This window comes from Variovorax sp. LjRoot175, from assembly GCF_964253805.1.
Classification (GTDB): Bacteria; Pseudomonadota; Gammaproteobacteria; order Burkholderiales; family Burkholderiaceae_C; genus Variovorax.
This window is the reverse complement of record NZ_CAXURY020000001.1, coordinates 3017903-3033221: the sequence shown is the minus strand read 5'-3', so window position 1 is coordinate 3033221 and position 15319 is coordinate 3017903. Positions and strand designations below refer to the sequence as shown.

Annotated in this window: 15 protein-coding genes; 1 reads left to right on the top strand and 14 read right to left on the bottom strand. The window is 67.2% G+C overall.

The window, feature by feature from the left end:
* The first annotated feature begins 27 nt into the window (after positions 1–27).
* Positions 28–873, top strand: coding sequence for a bifunctional hydroxymethylpyrimidine kinase/phosphomethylpyrimidine kinase (gene thiD, locus ACSQ89_RS15060; protein WP_436290248.1), 846 nt, complete (start codon positions 28–30; stop codon positions 871–873).
* Here the strand turns inward: thiD and ACSQ89_RS15055 are convergent.
* The 14 genes from ACSQ89_RS15055 to trhA form a co-directional block, all read right to left on the bottom strand.
* A complete protein-coding gene (locus ACSQ89_RS15055) occupies positions 818–2137 on the bottom strand; it encodes a purine-cytosine permease family protein (RefSeq protein ID WP_436290249.1) in 1320 nt (439 codons plus the stop codon). The genes thiD and ACSQ89_RS15055 overlap by 56 nt on opposite strands.
* 441 nt (positions 2138–2578) lie before the next feature.
* Positions 2579–3763: an FAD-dependent monooxygenase gene (locus ACSQ89_RS15050; protein WP_436290250.1), complete on the bottom strand. Its 1185-nt coding sequence runs from the start codon at positions 3761–3763 to the stop codon at positions 2579–2581.
* A gap of 406 nt (positions 3764–4169) precedes the next feature.
* Positions 4170–4754, bottom strand: a complete 585-nt coding sequence (locus ACSQ89_RS15045) for a phosphatase PAP2 family protein (RefSeq protein WP_436290251.1) — start codon at positions 4752–4754, stop codon at positions 4170–4172.
* Between the two features lie 79 nt (positions 4755–4833).
* Positions 4834–5895, bottom strand: coding sequence for an NAD(P)/FAD-dependent oxidoreductase (locus ACSQ89_RS15040; RefSeq protein ID WP_436290252.1), 1062 nt, complete (start codon positions 5893–5895; stop codon positions 4834–4836).
* Positions 5853–6182, bottom strand: a complete 330-nt coding sequence (gene fdxA / locus ACSQ89_RS15035; protein WP_093108794.1) for a ferredoxin FdxA — start codon at positions 6180–6182, stop codon at positions 5853–5855. The genes ACSQ89_RS15040 and fdxA overlap by 43 nt, the downstream gene beginning before the upstream one ends.
* A 39-nt stretch (positions 6183–6221) precedes the next feature.
* Entirely contained in the window at positions 6222–7565 is a 1344-nt protein-coding gene (locus tag ACSQ89_RS15030) for a sulfate adenylyltransferase subunit 1 (protein ID WP_436290254.1), read from the bottom strand.
* A complete protein-coding gene (gene cysD, locus ACSQ89_RS15025; protein ID WP_436290255.1) occupies positions 7565–8518 on the bottom strand; it encodes a sulfate adenylyltransferase subunit CysD in 954 nt (317 codons plus the stop codon). The genes ACSQ89_RS15030 and cysD overlap by 1 nt, the downstream gene beginning before the upstream one ends.
* A gap of 30 nt (positions 8519–8548) precedes the next feature.
* Positions 8549–9292 carry a phosphoadenylyl-sulfate reductase gene (locus ACSQ89_RS15020; protein ID WP_436296208.1) on the bottom strand — a complete coding sequence of 248 codons (744 nt, stop codon included), beginning with the start codon at positions 9290–9292 and terminating at the stop codon, positions 8549–8551.
* A 5-nt stretch (positions 9293–9297) separates the two neighbouring features.
* Positions 9298–9696, bottom strand: coding sequence for a DUF934 domain-containing protein (locus tag ACSQ89_RS15015; RefSeq protein WP_093108790.1), 399 nt, complete (start codon positions 9694–9696; stop codon positions 9298–9300).
* The gene (locus tag ACSQ89_RS15010; RefSeq protein WP_436290257.1) at positions 9693–11483 is read right to left on the bottom strand and encodes a nitrite/sulfite reductase; all 1791 of its coding nucleotides are present in this window, start codon (positions 11481–11483) and stop codon (positions 9693–9695) included. The genes ACSQ89_RS15015 and ACSQ89_RS15010 overlap by 4 nt, the downstream gene beginning before the upstream one ends.
* A gap of 282 nt (positions 11484–11765) precedes the next feature.
* Positions 11766–12239 carry a hypothetical protein gene (locus ACSQ89_RS15005; RefSeq protein ID WP_436290258.1) on the bottom strand — a complete coding sequence of 158 codons (474 nt, stop codon included), beginning with the start codon at positions 12237–12239 and terminating at the stop codon, positions 11766–11768.
* Between the two features lie 240 nt (positions 12240–12479).
* Positions 12480–12770, bottom strand: coding sequence for a hypothetical protein (locus tag ACSQ89_RS15000; RefSeq protein ID WP_436290259.1), 291 nt, complete (start codon positions 12768–12770; stop codon positions 12480–12482).
* Positions 12771–12909: 139 nt separating this feature from the next.
* Positions 12910–14526, bottom strand: coding sequence for an MFS transporter (locus ACSQ89_RS14995; protein ID WP_436290260.1), 1617 nt, complete (start codon positions 14524–14526; stop codon positions 12910–12912).
* A 72-nt stretch (positions 14527–14598) separates the two neighbouring features.
* Entirely contained in the window at positions 14599–15213 is a 615-nt protein-coding gene (trhA, locus tag ACSQ89_RS14990; RefSeq protein WP_093108785.1) for a PAQR family membrane homeostasis protein TrhA, read from the bottom strand.
* Positions 15214–15319: the final 106 nt, after the last annotated feature.

The window sequence follows — 15319 nt, the reverse complement described above, 5'->3', positions numbered from 1 at the left end:
GGCAGATCATTCGGTAAGCTTGCTGGCATGACCCAAGCATTCTCTCGTTACGCCCGCGTGCTCTCGATCGCCGGTTCCGACAGCGGCGGCGGCGCCGGCATCCAGGCCGATTTGAAGACCTTCTGCGCGCTCGGCTGCTACGGCATGACGGCCATCACCGCGCTCACCGCGCAGAACACGATGGGCGTGTCGGGCATCCATGGCGTGCCGCCGGCTTTTCTCAAGGCGCAGATCCAGGCCGTGATCGAAGACATCGGCGTCGACGCGGTCAAGCTCGGCATGCTGCATGCGCCCGAGGTGGTGGAGGTGGTGGCCTGGGCCATCGATCACTACAGGCTTTCCAAGGTGGTGCTCGACCCGGTGATGGTCGCCACCAGCGGCGACCGGCTGATTGCCGAAGAAACCGTGCAGGTGCTGGTGCGCGAGCTGTTCCCGCGCGCCACCGTGGTCACGCCCAACCTCGACGAGGCGGCCCTGCTGATCGGCCATGCCATCGACGGCGTCGACGCGCTCGACGATGCCGCGAGCGAACTGCTCGCGCTGGGCGCGCACGCGGTGTTGCTCAAGGGCGGCCACCTGCCGGGAGACGATGTCGTCGATCTGCTGGCGGAGGCGAGCGGCGAGCGGCTGAGGCTGTCTTCCGATCGCATTGCGAGCCGCAACCTGCACGGCACGGGCTGCACGCTGTCCTCGGCCATCGCTGCACACCTCGCGCTGGGCTACGAACTGGCCGATGCCGTGGAGCGCGCGCGCGGCTATGTCGTGGCCGCCATGGCGGCCGGTGCGGATGTGAAGATCGGTGCCGGCCACGGTCCGCTCAACCACGGCTTTGCGCCAGTGCCGATGGTCCGTCTGCCGTCGCCGGGCGCGTGATCCATGCCAGCACGAAGGTGAGGGCGAGCGTCGGCAGCGCCGACCCGAACTGAGGCGCCCATCTGGCGCAGGCGTGGTAGATGGCGATACCCGCGATCCAGATCAGCGCCGCGACCCAGTCGATCTTGCGCGCGCCCACCGCGACCGCTGCGCCGCCCGTACCCAGCCGTCCGAGGATCACGCCGTAGAGCGGCACGAACACCGAGCTCAGGAGCAGCAGGAAGGGCTCGAGCGAATGCATCGGCAGCACCAGTGCGAAGGCGATGCACGCGACCGCGAGCCACAGGCCCCAGCGCCGCACGCTCCAGCGCGGCTGCAGGCTGTGGGCCGAGACCGAGCCCGAATAGACGTCGCCATACGCGTTGTCGAGTTCGTCGATCAGGATCAGGCCCAGCGCGACCAGGCCGCCCTGCGCCAGCAGCAGCGCCGCCACGAGGTTGGTGCCGGGTTCCGCCACGCTCACCACCATCACGCCGAGCGCGTAGCACCAGATGTTGGCGAGCGCGTAGCCGACCCAGGTGCCGCCGAAAGCGCCGCCGAGCCCGCCCGCGCTGCGCCTGCCGTGCCGCGCGTAGTCGGCCACCAGCGGCAGCCACGAAACCGGCATCGCGATTACCAGGTCGAGCGCGCTGAACATGCCCATGCTGCCGTTGCCCGGGCGCGACCAGAAGGCCTCCAGGCCCTTGGCCTGAAGCTGCGTCGCGAATTGCCAGCTCAGCCAGAGCAGCGAGAGCACCACCAGCGGCAGCCCGAAGCGGCTCACGAAGCGCCGCACCAGCTTGACCATCGAGCCGGCCAGCAGCGCGAGCAGCACCGCGCCCCACAGCAGCGTGGTCAGCACGGTGCCCAGCGTGCCCTCCAGCGACCAGCCGAAGGCCTGCTTGCCGATGGCTTGGGTGCCCTCGCGCATGATCACGATCTCGAAGGTGGTCCAGCCGATCAGTTGCACGATGTTCAGCACCACCGGCAGGCGCGCGAAGGCGCTGCCGTAGGTGGCGTGCATCAGGCCCGCGCTGGCCAGCCCGCTTTCGCAGCCGAGGCGGGCGGTCCAGGCCAGCAGGCCGGCGCCGATCAACGACCCCAGCACGATCGCGATCGCCGCCTCGCGCGTGCCGACCGCCGGCACCAGGTAGGCGCCGACCTGCATCACCAGCAGGCCGACGCCGAGGCTGAACCACAGCGCCATGTGGTCGTGCCAGTGGAAGACGCGGTTGGCGTCGCCGAGTGGCGTCAGCGCCTCGTTGGATTCAGGTGTTGTTGCCATCCATTTGCTCCATTGCAAAGTGTTTGGCAGGTGGGCGAGGCCACGGCGGCAAGACCGGCACGCGAGAAAACGTGGCGGTCGCCGGACCAGCTTCCCTGCGCGAGGATTACCTCAGGCCCACAAAGTAAAACGTCGTGGGACTCCAGTCTTGATCCTCTTGCGACGGCGGTGCGCAAAGAAGATCTCGACCAAACAGGTTCAAAGGGTTTTTTCTCAGCTAGACCGGCAAGCCGACCCAGCACCCCTAGCGAACGGCCATTTTAGGCTCGATAAGGCTGGCTTCGTGCGCCCTTATGCCGTAGGGCAGAATCCGGCCAGAAGCGGTAGTTGGGCCAACTGCTCTAAAGCGGTCAGTGAACGGGTACATGGCCACTCAACAGATACCACAGAGCGGCCGTCATCGGCAGATCAGCATCGCATCCCGCAGGCGCCGAAAGAAATCTATTGCAGCAGCGCGGCCGCGGCGGCGCGCGCATCCGCCACCACGTCGTAGGCATAGAGGCGCTTGCGGAATTCAGCGTGCGCGGCGAGCGCCGCGTCACGGGCACTGAGATCGATGTCGGTCGAGTCGAGACGCAGTCCATTCTGTCGGGCACCAAGCTGAATCTCCGCCACGCGCTTGCGACGCAATCGCTCGTAGGCAAGTAGCGACGCCGGTACTCCCGATGTGTCCACCTGGGCCAGGATCGTGGCGAGCGCCATGCCGTCCTCGATTGCCTGGTTGGCCCCCTGACCCAGATGCGGAAGCATCGGATGTGCCGCGTCGCCGAGCAGCGTCAACCGGCCCTTGGTCCAGGTCGGTAACGGCTCGCGGTCGTAGAGTGCCCAGCGAAATGTCTTGTCGACCTGCTGAAGGACATTGGCGATGCGCGGGTCCCAGCCTTCGAACTCGCGGCGCAGCACCGCTGGATCGCCGGGCGCGGACCACGATTCCTTCATTTCCTCATCGGTCGGCACGAACCCGACGTAGTTGACCATCGTTCCGTGACGAACAGGGAAGACCAGGAAATGCCTGGACGGACCGGCCCACATTTGCCAGCGGTCCATCGGCCAGTTCGGCAGGCGCTCCCGCGAGACCAGACCTCGATAAGAAATGGTGCCGTGAAAGACGGGCTTCGAGGGCGGAAAGACGTAGGAACGCAGTTCGGAATGTATTCCGTCGGCGGCAACCACAACGTCGGCCTCGGCGATGGCGCCGTTGGCAAATTCGACGCGGGCTACGTCGTCGGTCTGCTCGAAGGCGATAGCACGATGGCTGGTATGGACGATCCCGGCGGGCAGGTTGGCAGCGAGGAAATCGACAAAGTCGGCGCGGTGCATGCCAAAGGTCGCGTTCCAGCCGGAGGCATCCAACACCTGCACCGGGGCGATCGGCGTACCGTCGTGGCGAAAGTAGTAGGAGCCGGGACCGACTCGCGCACCCCATCTCTCGACGGCGGGCCCGAGGCCCACACGTTCCAAGTGGCGCACCGCATTCGGTGTCACAAACACACCAGCGCCGATCTCGCCCAGTGCGGACGCCTGTTCATAAACCGAAACACGCAGCCCCTGTCCGATCAGCGCATTGGCGGCGAACAAGCCGCCAATTCCGCCTCCGATGATCAGGACGTTTGGTCGAGATGCCATTTCAACCCAATCGAAAATCCTTCAACAGGGCATTGTGCGAGCGTGACGGGCAGAGGGCAACGGCAATTGACGAGGAGCTGATTCTCGCTATGCCGGGTGAGCGCGACTGAGGTGGGTCGAGAAGATCGCAGATGGCCGCTCTGATCCGCCGCCCTTGACTGTTTTGGGCCCGATGCGGCTGTTCGCTTTTCTCCGAAGCGGACCTTGCTGGTCGGGGTCTCGTGGAGTCCTGTCCTTGTATTACCTCAGTCAGGTTCAAAGGGACTCTCTCAGCCAAGCTGCAACAGGCGTTGCGAGCCGGCACCCCTAGCGTTGCTTCAGGCTGGCGAAGCAGTTCGGATTGTAGAGCCGTGCGCCGGCCGAGTGCGACACGGCGACGTGAAGTCGCCGCGGACCGGGCGGCGCCTCAGTGGTCGATGGCGGCCGACAGTTGCCTCGCGCCCGAGTGGTCGTGGCGAATGAGCGGCAGGACGAAGCGGCGCGCGAGCTGCTGAAGCGTCCAGAACGCGGCAGCGATCCCGCCGGCCAGCAGCAGGCCGGCAGCGATGTCCAGCGGGAAATGCACGCCCACGTAGATGCGCGCCCAGCCCGTGAGGACCGCGATCGCCACGACCGCCAGCCCGGTCTTCCGAAGCGATGCCCGCAGGCAGAACAGCAGCCCGATGGTGAACATCACCGAGGCGTGCGCACTCGGCAGCGAGCCGCGCGCGCCATGTTCGATGTGCGCCGGGCTCAGGCCCACCATGAAGGGGCGCGGCATCGCGATGGCGTCCGCCAGCGCGTGGGCCAGCATGGCCGCCGCGGCCGCGGCGGCGAGCGTCACCACCGCATAGACCCGCTGCGAGGGCCGGCGCCAGGCGACCCAGCCCATGAGGGCGACGCAAAGCCAGGACGCGCCCTCGGCCACGATGGATGCGAGCCACATGATTTCGGCATTCGGGGTGTGGCCAGCGCCAATGGCCTGGAACAGTGCGGTGTTCAACGCGAGCATGCCCGGCATCGTATGGCGATCTCGTGTCGAACGCGTGAATTCGGCGTTCAGCCTTCGTTCAGGGTGGTTGCTTTGTTCTTCAGCCCACGCCGAGCAGCTGGTGCAGCCGCGTGCTGGTGGTGGTGTACTGCAGCGGCACGGCCTTGCCCGGAAACACGATCGCGGTGGCGGCCCAGGCCGCCAGCGTCGCCTCGTGGAAACCGCAGACGATCAGCTTCTTCTTGCCCGGATAGGTATTGATGTCGCCGACCGCGAACACGCCGGCCTCGTGCGTCTGGAAGCGCTCGGTGTCGACCGGCACCTGCTTGCGCACGAGATCGAGGCCCCAGTCGGCCATGGGGCCGAGCCGCGGCGAGATGCCGAGGCAGGCGATGAGGGCGTCGAGCGGCAGCGTCACGGTCCGGGCGTCGGGCGTGGTGATCTGCAGCACTTGGCCGTCGAAAGCCGCGGGCTGGCCCACGGCGAAGCTCAGTGCGCCCTCGGCCACCAGTGCGCGCATGCGGGCCACGAGCGCGTCGTCGGCCTGGAAGCCGTCGCGCCGGTGCAGCAACGTGACCTGGCGGGCCTTGCCGATCAGCGCGAGGGCGGTGGCCAGCGCGGCATCGTCGCCGCCATTGACCACCACGGCCTGGCCGTCGAAGCGCTCCAGCGCCTCGGGGTGATAGAAAAGCTTGGTGCCTTCAAAGCGCTGGATGCCTTCGAGCGCGATGCGCTTGGCGACGAAAGCGCCGACGCCGGCGGCGATGAAGACCGTCTTCGCAAGGAAGGTGGTGCCGGCGGTGGTGCCCAGCAGCAGGCGCTGATCGGCCTGGCGCTCGAGCGTCGCGACCTGCTGCTCGAAATGGAACTGCGGCTTGAGGGGTGCCACCTGTTGCAGCAGCGATTCCGCCAGGCCGCGCCCGCTGGTCGCCGGGACGCCCGGAATGTCGTAGATCGGCTTGTCGCCGTAGAGCTGCACGCACTGGCCGCCCGCGGAGGGCAGCGCATCGACGACGTGGCAGGGAATTTCGAGCAGGCCCAGCTGAAAGGCCTGGAACAGCCCGACCGGCCCGGCGCCGATGACCAGCGCCTCGGTCTCGATGGGTGCCGGCGTCGTGCTCAGCGGACCAACTCCCCGATCTTGTCGGTCTTGTCTTTCCACTCCTCGGCATCGGGCAGCGCGGGCTTGCGCTTGGTGATGCTCTTCCAGCCGTCGGCCACGGCGAGCTCGGCGTTGAGCTTGATGAAGGCGATCTGGTTGGCCGGCAGGTCTTCCTCGGCGTAGATCGCGTTGACCGGGCACTCGGGAATGCAGACCGCGCAGTCGATGCATTCGTCAGGGTCGATCACCAGCATGTTCGGCCCTTCGCGGAAGCAGTCCACGGGACATACGTCGACGCAATCGGTGTATTTGCAGCGGATGCAGGATTCGGAGACGACGTGAGTCATGTTCTTGGCTGGCGGGGAATGATCGGGAAACCGCGAATTTTAGGCTTTTGCGAGAGCGGGCCTTACCAGCACGGCGGCCGAGGTCTTGTGGGAGGCGGTATCGACCAGCACCAGCGAACCCAGCGCACGCGATTGCGTGAAGGGCAGCACGGCCAGCGGCTGCTGCAGCGAGAGCACCACGTCGCCGATCGCATTGGCTTCGAGTCGGTCGGCCGGTTCGGAGTCGAGCGTCGTGATGTTCACGCGATCGACGATGCGCGCCACCTTCGCCTTGACCCAGCGATGGCCCTGCAGCGCCCAGTAGACGCGGCCCGCGACCAGCGGCTCGTCGTCGAGCCACGCGATGGTGGCGGTGATCTCGCGCGCGGGCTCGAAGGCGTCCGGCGCCAGCAGCCAGTCGCCGCGCGAGACGTCGAGCTCGCGGTCGAGCACGATGCCGGCGCTGTGGCCCGCGTGCACCGTCTTCGGCTGGCGCGTGTGGCTCAGCACCTGCGCGACGGTCGCCGTCTGGTTGCTCGGCAGCACCGTGACGCGCTGGCCCGGCTCCACATGCCCGCTGGCCACGCGGCCCCAGAACACGCGGCGGCCTCGGGACGTGTCGGCCGAGGCCGAGAACTTCTCGACCCACTGCACCGGGAAGGCGAAGGGCACGGCTTCGTCTTGCTGGGTGACAGGCAGTTCCTCGAGCAGCTCGATCAGGCTCGGGCCTTCGTAGCCGCACCAGTTGCCGTGGCGCGAGGCCACGTTCCAGCCCTTGAGCGCCGAGATCGGCACGGTGGCGGCGACCTGCACGCCTGCAGCTTCGGCAAAGTCCGCGAGCGCGCCCGAGATGCGTTCGAAGGCGAGATCGGCATCGGCGATCGCATCGAGCTTGTTGACCGCGAAAACGATCGACTGCACGCGCAGCAGGTGGCACAAGAGCGTGTGGCGGCGCGTCTGCGGCAGCAGCTCGCGCCGCACCACTTCGCCGTCTTCTACCTCAGCGGCCCAGGCCAGCTTGGTGGCATCGACCAGCACCACGGCAGCATCGGCGCTCGATGCGGCCGTGACCATGTTGCGCGTGTACTGCTCGTGGCCCGGCGCGTCGCCGATGATGAACTTGCGCCGCGCGGTCGAGAAGTAGCGGTAGGCGACGTCGATCGTGATGCCCTGTTCGCGCTCGGCCGACAGGCCGTCGGTCAGGAGCGCCAGGTCGGTCTCGCCGCCGCGCTGTACGCCGGCCAGCTGGTCCTGCAGCACGGTCTTGCTGTCGACCAGGAGCCGCCCGATCAGCGTGCTCTTGCCGTCGTCGACGCTGCCGCAGGTGATGAAGCGCAAGGCCGTGCCGGTGTCGCCGTGGATCGCTGCCGCTTCGGCGGCGGGGGTGGAGGTGCTCGCACTCATCAGAAGTAACCGTCTTTCTTGCGCTTCTCCATCGAAGCCTCGGATGTCTTGTCGTCCATGCGCGTGGCGCCGCGCTCGCTGACTTCGGCTGCCAGCGTTTCCACCACCACGTCGGCGGCGTCGGCTGCCAGGCTGTCGACCGGGCAGGTGCAGGTGATGTCGCCCACGGTGCGGAAGCGCACGTCGCGCACCTGCACCTTCTCGCCGTCGCGCGGCGGCGTGAGTTCGGTCACCGGTACCAGCAGGCCGCGGCGTTCGACCACTTCGCGCTGGTGCGTGTAGTAGATCGAGGGCAGGGCGACGTGCTCGCGCTCGATGTACTGCCAGACGTCGAGTTCGGTCCAGTTCGAGATCGGGAACACGCGGAAGTGTTCGCCGGGCGCCAGGCGGGTGTTGAACAGGGTCCAGAGTTCGGGCCGCTGGTCCTTGGGCTGCCATTGGCCGAAGGCGTCGCGATGCGAAAAGATGCGCTCCTTGGCGCGGGCCTTTTCTTCGTCGCGGCGCGCGCCGCCGATCAGCGCATCGAAGCGGAATTCCTCGATCGCCTCCAGCAGCGTGACCGACTGGTGCACGTTGCGCGATTCGCCCGGATGGGCGAGGCGCACGGTGCCGCGCGCCATCGAGTCTTCGACGCTGCGCACGATCAGCTCGGCGCCGAGTTCCTGCGCGCGGTGGTCGCGAAAGGCCGTCACTTCGGGGAAGTTGTGGCCGGTGTCGATCATCAAGAGCGGGTAGGGAATGCGGCCGGCGCCGAAGGCTTTCTCGGCGCACTTCAGCAGCACCAGCGAATCCTTGCCGCCCGAGAACAGCAGCGTCGGGCGCTCGAAGGAGGCGGCGACTTCGCGCAGGATGAAGATGGTTTCTTCTTCCAGCGCGTCGAGCTGCGTGTTGGACAGGCGCGCGGGCAGGTGCGTGCCTTGCAGCAGCAGTTCGTATTCGGTGCGGGCGTTCATGAGGAGTATTCGAAGATCAGAAAATGAGGTTCAGGCAATGGCGCGAATCGGAATGACCGACGACACGGCGCCGTCGACATGCAGGCCGCATTCCTTGGCGCTTTCCTGCTCCCACCACCAGCGGCCCGAGCGGAAGTCTTCGCCCAGGGTCACGGCGCGGGTGCATGGCGCGCAGCCGATGCTGGGATAGAACTGGTCGTGCAGCGGGTTGTAGGGCACCTGGTGCGTGGCGATGTAGTGCCAGACGTCGCCCCAGGTCCAGTTCGCCAGCGGATTGATCTTGACGCGCTCCGCCTGCTCTTCGATGAGCTCGACCTCGGCCCGCGCGCCGGACTGCTCGCGCCGCAGGCCCGTGATCCAGCCGCGCTTGCCCGCGAGCGCGCGCTCCAGCGGCTCCATCTTGCGGATATGGCAGCAGGACTTGCGCAGCTCCAGGCTGCGGTACATCGCTTCCTCGCCGTTCTCGGCCACGAAAGCGGCCGCCGCTTCCGCGACGGGGCGATAGATCTCGACCTCGCGGCCGTAGTGGGTCTGCAGGCGTTCGAGCAGTTCGAGCGTCTCGGCATGCAGCTTGCCCGTTTCGAGCACGAAGATGCCGGACTGCACCTGAAAGCGGTGCAGCAGGTCGGTCACCACCATGTCCTCGGCGCCCAGGCTGGAGGCCTGCGTGATCGGCGCGAACTCCTGCGCCGCACCGCGCAGCAGCGCCACGCTTTCGGCGAGCTTGGTCTCGAAATCGGCGGAGGGCTTGGCGTAGAGCGAGATGGCGTTCATGGCGTTCAGGCCGTTTCGCGCTTGAAAAGAGGCGTGGTCTGCACCGCGTCGCCCTGGTAGAAGGCGGAGAAGCGGTCGAACTGGCGCTGCGCGGCGGTGGCGTCGACGCCTTCCCTGAGCACGGCGCTGGAGAAACCGGTGCGTTCCATCTGCACCAGCTGGTCGATCAGCACGTCGCCGGTGGCGCGGATGTCGCCCTTGAAGCCGAGGCGGCGACGCAGCAGGAAGGCCTGGCTGTAGGCGCGGCCATCGGTGAACTTGGGGAAGTTCAGGTCGATGCGGTCGACGTCGTCGAGGCAGACCTCGATGGCCAGCGGGTCGGCGTCGTTGGGCAGTTGCAGAACGTTCGGCTCGCCGTCGTCCACGTGTTCTTCCGCTGAAAGGATGCGCAGCGTCTTGTTCATGCCGCCTCCTCCACCTTGAAGCGCGCACCGTTGGCCGCGGCCTTGAAAGGCTCGATGCCGACGCGGCGCAGCGCGTCGATGAAGCTCTCGCCGCGTCCATCGATCACAAGGCGCGTATCGCGGTAGGTGTTGAGCACGGCCTCGATCACGTCCGGCACTTCGGCCGCCGAGAACGAGGGGCCAACCACCTTGCCGGGCTGCGCCGCGCCCGACAGCGCCGAACCGTCGGAGCCGCCCAAGGTGACCTGGTACCACTCCTTGCCGTCCTTGTCGACGCCGAGGATGCCGATGTGGCCGCTGTGATGGTGGCCGCAGGAATTGATGCAGCCGCTGATGTGCAGGTCGATCTCGCCCAGGTCGTCGAGCTCGTCGAGATCCTGGTAGCGCTCGGTGATGGCCTCGGCGATCGGGATCGAGCGCGCGTTGGCCAGCGCGCAGAAGTCGCCGCCGGGGCAGGCGATCATGTCGGTCAAGAGGTGCACGTTGGCGCTGGCGAAGCCGGCCTCGCGGGCACTGAGCCACAGCGCGTGCAGGTCTTCGGCATGGACCCAGGGCAGGAGCAGGTTCTGGTCGTGCGTGACGCGCGCCTCGCCGGCGCTGAAGCGGTCGGCCAGCCGTGCGGCGGTATCGAGCTGGTCGGCCGATGCGTCGCCGGGCGCCTGCCCGATGCGCTTGAACGAGAGCGTGACCGCGCGCAGGGCCGGGTTCTGGTGCGGCGCCACGTTGCGCTGCAGCCAGCGCGCGAACATCACGTCGTCGGCCGCCTGCGCGCGCAGCTCGGCATCGGTCTCTTCGGCGCTCTGGAACACGCGGGTCGCGAGCGTGGGCGGCACGAAGGAGGCGGCCACGCGGTCGTACTCGGCCTGCGTGATGGTGTGCGGCGCGCCGTCGTGCTCGAGGATCTGCTTGTACTCGGCCTCGACATCGTCGATGTAGCGCTGGCCTTCGGCCTTCACGAGGATCTTGATGCGCGCCTTGTAGATGTTGTCGCGCCGGCCGTAGCGGTTGTAGACCCGCACCACGGCCTCGAGGTAGTTCATGATCTGGTTCCACGGCAGGAACTCGCGCAGCACGGTGCCGATGATCGGCGTGCGGCCCATGCCGCCGCCCACCTGCACGCGGAAGCCGAGCTCGCCGGCCTCGTTCTTCACGAGCTTGAGGCCCACGTCGTGCCAGCCGGTGGCGGCGCGGTCTTCGGCCGCGCCGGTGATCGCGATCTTGAACTTGCGCGGCAGGAAGGCGAACTCCGGATGCAGCGTGCTCCACTGCCGCATGATCTCGGCGAAGGGCCGCGGATCGGCGACCTCGTCGATCGCGACGCCGGCACGCTCGTCGCTCGTGATGTTGCGGATGCAGTTGCCGCTGGTCTGGATGCCGTGCATGTCGACCGAGGCCAGCAGGTCCATCACGTCGGCCGACTTGGCCAGCGGGATCCAGTTGTACTGCACGTTCTGGCGCGTTGTGAAGTGGCCGTAGTGCGTGGGTAGCTTGTGCGTGCCGAGCTTGCCCTGTGTCTTCAGCGCAGTCTTGTAGACCTCGGCTTCGGGCTCGTCGTACTCGCGCGCGATGCGGGCCAGCACGCGCAGCTGGGCGCTGGAGAGTTCGCCGTAGGGCACCGCGACGCGCAGCATCGGCGCGTAGCGCTGCACGTACCAGCCGTTCTGCAGCCGAAGCGGCCGGAATTCATCTTCGGAGAGCTTGCCGGTCTGCCAGCGCTCCAGCTGGTCGCGGAATTGCGCGGCGCGCTGGTGCACGAACTGGCGGTCGAAATCTGTGTATTGGTACATCGTGTGTCAGTTGCTGGAAGGCGGTGCGTCCACGGCCCGTCAACGCGAGCCGGGGAATGTAAAAGCGCGCCTTATGGAAACAAACTATTTTTTGGTTCGCGCCTTATGCGGATAAGCTTATTCGCCAGTCGCCATGCGGGTTGCCGGGCGATGCGTTGCTTATTCGGGATAAGGCCGGCGGCGGTTGCCGCGTGTCGAACACCGGTCGATTCTAGGAAGGCCGGCGGCGCCTTGCCCGGCGCTCACTGAGTGGCCGTGATGCCGCCGTCGACAAAGGGCCGGCTACGGAGCAGCTGGATTTCTCTTTTGCTCTTCGAGAAGTTGCTGCCGGCGCACCGCGGTGCATTGTGCGTGCGCCCTGAACTCTGCCTTCTCGCATTGGGCGGCCATGCATCGGGCTGCCACGACGAAGTTCATGCCCGAGCATGCCTGGCCGGGCGCGGTGGTGGCCGCGCTGCGCGGAGCTTTGACGGACTTCGCCTGTGCCGGCTCGCTTGTCGCCCGGACCGGATCCGGCGCTTTCGTTGGCGCGAGTTGCACTTTTTCGGTCTGTGGTTCCGTGACCATGGCAGGCGCTTCGGCCGTGGCGGCGGGTGAGGCAGCACGTGCCTCCGCCTGCGTCGAAGGGTCCGTGCGAACGGGATGCACCTGTGCCTTGCCCGCCGTGTAGAGATACCAGCCGCCGGCACCCGCCACCAGCCAGCCCGCGGCCCCCACGATCAACGCGACGCTGAGGGCAGCAATGCTGACCCACATCCCCTTGGAAAAAGTTTGCGCTGCCTCGGCAACTGCAGGGGCCGCGCCAACGGCAGCAGGCCCCTGCGACTGCTCGGCTCTCCGCATGAAACCGAACAGGGAATTCGCGGCGCTGGCGCGCGGCGCGTCAGCGCTGGCGAACGCAGTGGGAAGCGTGCCGATGCATTCGATGCAGAACTTGGCGGCAGATCGATTCTTTGTCTTGCATTGGGGGCAGATCAGGGCCATTGCTAAAGGCCCTCAGTGCGCAGTCGCATCGTCGCGTGCTGCTTGTGGAAGCTGCGCCGCGACGAGATTCCTCTGCGCTGCCATGATGAGCGTCGCACGATAGACCGATCGGCTGGCTGATTTCGTCAGCTCAATCAGCGTCTTCCATTCGTGCTCCAGTTCGTCAGGCGCGGCGTCGACACGCGGCGTTCGCATCAAGGAGCGGCTGGCATCCAGCAGCGCAGCGGCCGAGTTGAGACAGATGTGAAGGCTGGACTGCGCGGGACTCGCGCGACTGCCCTCCGCGAGCAGCAGCCGCTCCACGGCGGCCAGGGCGCTTTCGAGAAGGGCGAGATCGGCACTCGAATGGGTCATGTCGCGAGGTTCGCAGACAGCAGCCCGATTCGAGGTGCGAAAACCTCACACTTTTAAGAAATGTTTGCTTTAGATGTACTTCGAGCGTCTAAGACGCCGTCCCGCGCCCGGCATCCAGCAGGTCCTGGATGTCTTCGAGGCCGCGCCCGCGCGTCTCGATGCCGCTCTTGATGAGCATCAGCGCCGCGACCGCCATCGGCACAGCAATCAACAGGGCCGAGACGGTGAAGTGGCCGAACACGCCCAGCACGCCGAAGCCCGCGCCCAGGATGCCGCCGAACTTGGAGCTGGCCGCGATCACGCCCGAGCCCGTGCCGCGCAGGTGCACCGGGTAGATCTCGGCGGCATAGGGGATGAGCATCGCAATCACGCCGCTCGAGCTCACGAGCAGCAGGGCGGTGGTGAGCACCATCGCCAAGGTCGACTGCACCTGCGCCAGGCCAAGGCCGAAGAACACCAGCAGCGTCGCGGTCGTGAGTGCGATGAACAGCACCAGCGCCTTGATGCTGCTCCAGCGGTGGTAGAGCCAGATCACGATCGCGATGCCGGGCAGCGCCAGCAGCGCCGAGCGCGCGAGCAGGGCGCTCGCGGCCGTGGCGTCCATGCCCATGCTGCCGAGGTTGGTCGGCAGCCACAGCAGAAAGCCGAAGTTCACCAGGCCCCAGGCCACGCCGCAGACGATCAGGCCCCAGGTGATGCGCGCATGGCTGCCGCGCAGCAGCTGCGCGATGCCGCCGGCCGGTGGCTCCTGCTCGGCGACGACCACGGCCGCCTGCGCATTCGCTGCCGCCGCTGCGCCCGTGCCGGCGAAGCGCGCCAGCACCGCGCGAGCCTCGTTGTCGAGCCCGGCGTTCGAAAGAAAGCGCGGCGATTCCGGGATGTAGCGGCCCAGGAAGATGATCACCAGGCCGGTCGGCAAACCCAGCAGCCACAGCGCGCGCCAGCTGAATTCCGGCACCAGCAGCGCGGCCGAGCCGGCCGCGAGCAGATAGCCGGCCGAGGTGCCGACGCCGCCCAGCGCCACCAGCAGCCAGCCGCGGTGCGCGGCGGGCACGGTTTCCGCCATCAGCGTGAAGGTGATCGGCAGCAGGCCGCCGGCCGAGGCGCCCATCAGGAAGCACATGGCAAGGTTCCAGCCGAAGGCCGGCATCGCGCCGCAGATCGCGGTGCCGATGAACATCAGCGCCGACAGCAGGATGGCCGCGCGCCGGCCGAAGATGTCGGCCAGCCGGCCCCACACCACCGAACCCACTGTCGTGCCCGTGAGCGCCACCAGCGCCAGCACGCCGGCAGTCTGCTTGCTGATCTCGTACTCGGTGGTCATGCCCGGCATCACGAAGCCCAGCGTGGCCGGCTTCAGCACGTCGACCGCCAGCGCGATCACCAGCACGATCACCAGCTTCCAGTGTTCGCCGTTCAGCGGCACGCCGTCGGCGACATGGAACTGCAGGTGGCTGTCGCCGTGCAGGCTCTTGTGCATCTGCGCGATGCGCGGCATCAGGCCGTACATGGCCAAGAGCACGCCAAGCGGGATCATCGCCATGCCGGTCAGCATGGTGGCGTCCATCTCCATGCCGACCATCTGGTAGCCCGTGTGCCGGCCCATCATGAACATCGGCACGTGCGCGAGCACGCCGCCGATGATGGCGATGCAACCGGCCCAGAACGCGATCGGGTGGTGGAAGGAGAGGTTCTGGCTTTTCATGCGAATGCTTCTGGGCGAGGCATGTTACCCAAGCCCGAAGCACTGCCGCCGCCCGCAAGGCGGCGCGCGTTGCTACAACACGAAGTGCGCCACCGTGACGTAATGGCTCGCGGTGCCGGCCAGCACGAACAGATGCCAGGTGCCGTGCGCATGGCGCCAGCCGAGGGGGTTGCGGTAGAAGATCGTGCCGGCCGAGTACAGCACGGCGCCGGCCATCAGCCAGGCGAGGCCGGTGCTGTCGAGCCGCGCGATCAATGGCACGGCGGCGATCACGCCGAGCCAGCCCATCCCCAGGTAGAGTGCCAGCGAGGGCGCAGGCGGGTTGCCGGGCCGCAGCTCGCGGGCGATGCCGAACAGCGCCGCGCTCCAGGCCGCGATCAGCAGCGCCCAGCCCCAGGCGCCCTGCAGCGTGACCAGGGCGAAGGGCGTATAGCTGCCGGCGATCAGCAGGTAGATCGCACAGTGGTCGACGCGTTGCCAGAACAGCTTCATGCGGCCGCGCGTGCTGTGGAACAGGACCGATGCCGCGTAGAGCGTCACCATCGACAGCGCGAACACCAGCGCGCTCGCCGTCTTGGCCGGGTCGTTGACCGGCATCGTCTTGGCCAGCAGCAGGGCGGAGCCGGCCGTGGCCAGCATCAGCCCGAGCAGATGGCTGTATCCGTTGAAGCGTTCGCCCTGGTACATGGTGGTCACCCTGAATTGATGTGTCGTCGAGTGGGCCGCGACTTTGCTGCGCCGTCATGACATCAGACGCCGATCGGCGGCCTTGCGCATCCACCGTTGGATTTAG

What these genes read in the sequence shown, in the direction of transcription:
- ACSQ89_RS15020 (WP_436296208.1), bottom strand. Translation starts at nt 9,292, where the DNA reads ATGAACGCCATCTCGCTCTACGCCAAGCCCTCCGCCGATTTCGAGACC.
- ACSQ89_RS15030 (WP_436290254.1), bottom strand. Translation starts at nt 7,565, where the DNA reads ATGAGTGCGAGCACCTCCACCCCCGCCGCCGAAGCGGCAGCGATCCAC.
- thiD (WP_436290248.1), top strand. Translation starts at nt 28, where the DNA reads ATGACCCAAGCATTCTCTCGTTACGCCCGCGTGCTCTCGATCGCCGGT.
- ACSQ89_RS15050 (WP_436290250.1), bottom strand. Translation starts at nt 3,763, where the DNA reads ATGGCATCTCGACCAAACGTCCTGATCATCGGAGGCGGAATTGGCGGC.
- trhA (WP_093108785.1), bottom strand. Translation starts at nt 15,213, where the DNA reads ATGTACCAGGGCGAACGCTTCAACGGATACAGCCATCTGCTCGGGCTG.
- ACSQ89_RS15010 (WP_436290257.1), bottom strand. Translation starts at nt 11,483, where the DNA reads ATGTACCAATACACAGATTTCGACCGCCAGTTCGTGCACCAGCGCGCC.
- ACSQ89_RS15015 (WP_093108790.1), bottom strand. Translation starts at nt 9,696, where the DNA reads ATGAACAAGACGCTGCGCATCCTTTCAGCGGAAGAACACGTGGACGAC.
- cysD (WP_436290255.1), bottom strand. Translation starts at nt 8,518, where the DNA reads ATGAACGCCCGCACCGAATACGAACTGCTGCTGCAAGGCACGCACCTG.
- ACSQ89_RS15005 (WP_436290258.1), bottom strand. Translation starts at nt 12,239, where the DNA reads ATGTGGGTCAGCATTGCTGCCCTCAGCGTCGCGTTGATCGTGGGGGCC.
- fdxA (WP_093108794.1), bottom strand. Translation starts at nt 6,182, where the DNA reads ATGACTCACGTCGTCTCCGAATCCTGCATCCGCTGCAAATACACCGAT.
- ACSQ89_RS15045 (WP_436290251.1), bottom strand. Translation starts at nt 4,754, where the DNA reads ATGCTCGCGTTGAACACCGCACTGTTCCAGGCCATTGGCGCTGGCCAC.
- ACSQ89_RS15055 (WP_436290249.1), bottom strand. Translation starts at nt 2,137, where the DNA reads ATGGCAACAACACCTGAATCCAACGAGGCGCTGACGCCACTCGGCGAC.
- ACSQ89_RS14995 (WP_436290260.1), bottom strand. Translation starts at nt 14,526, where the DNA reads ATGAAAAGCCAGAACCTCTCCTTCCACCACCCGATCGCGTTCTGGGCC.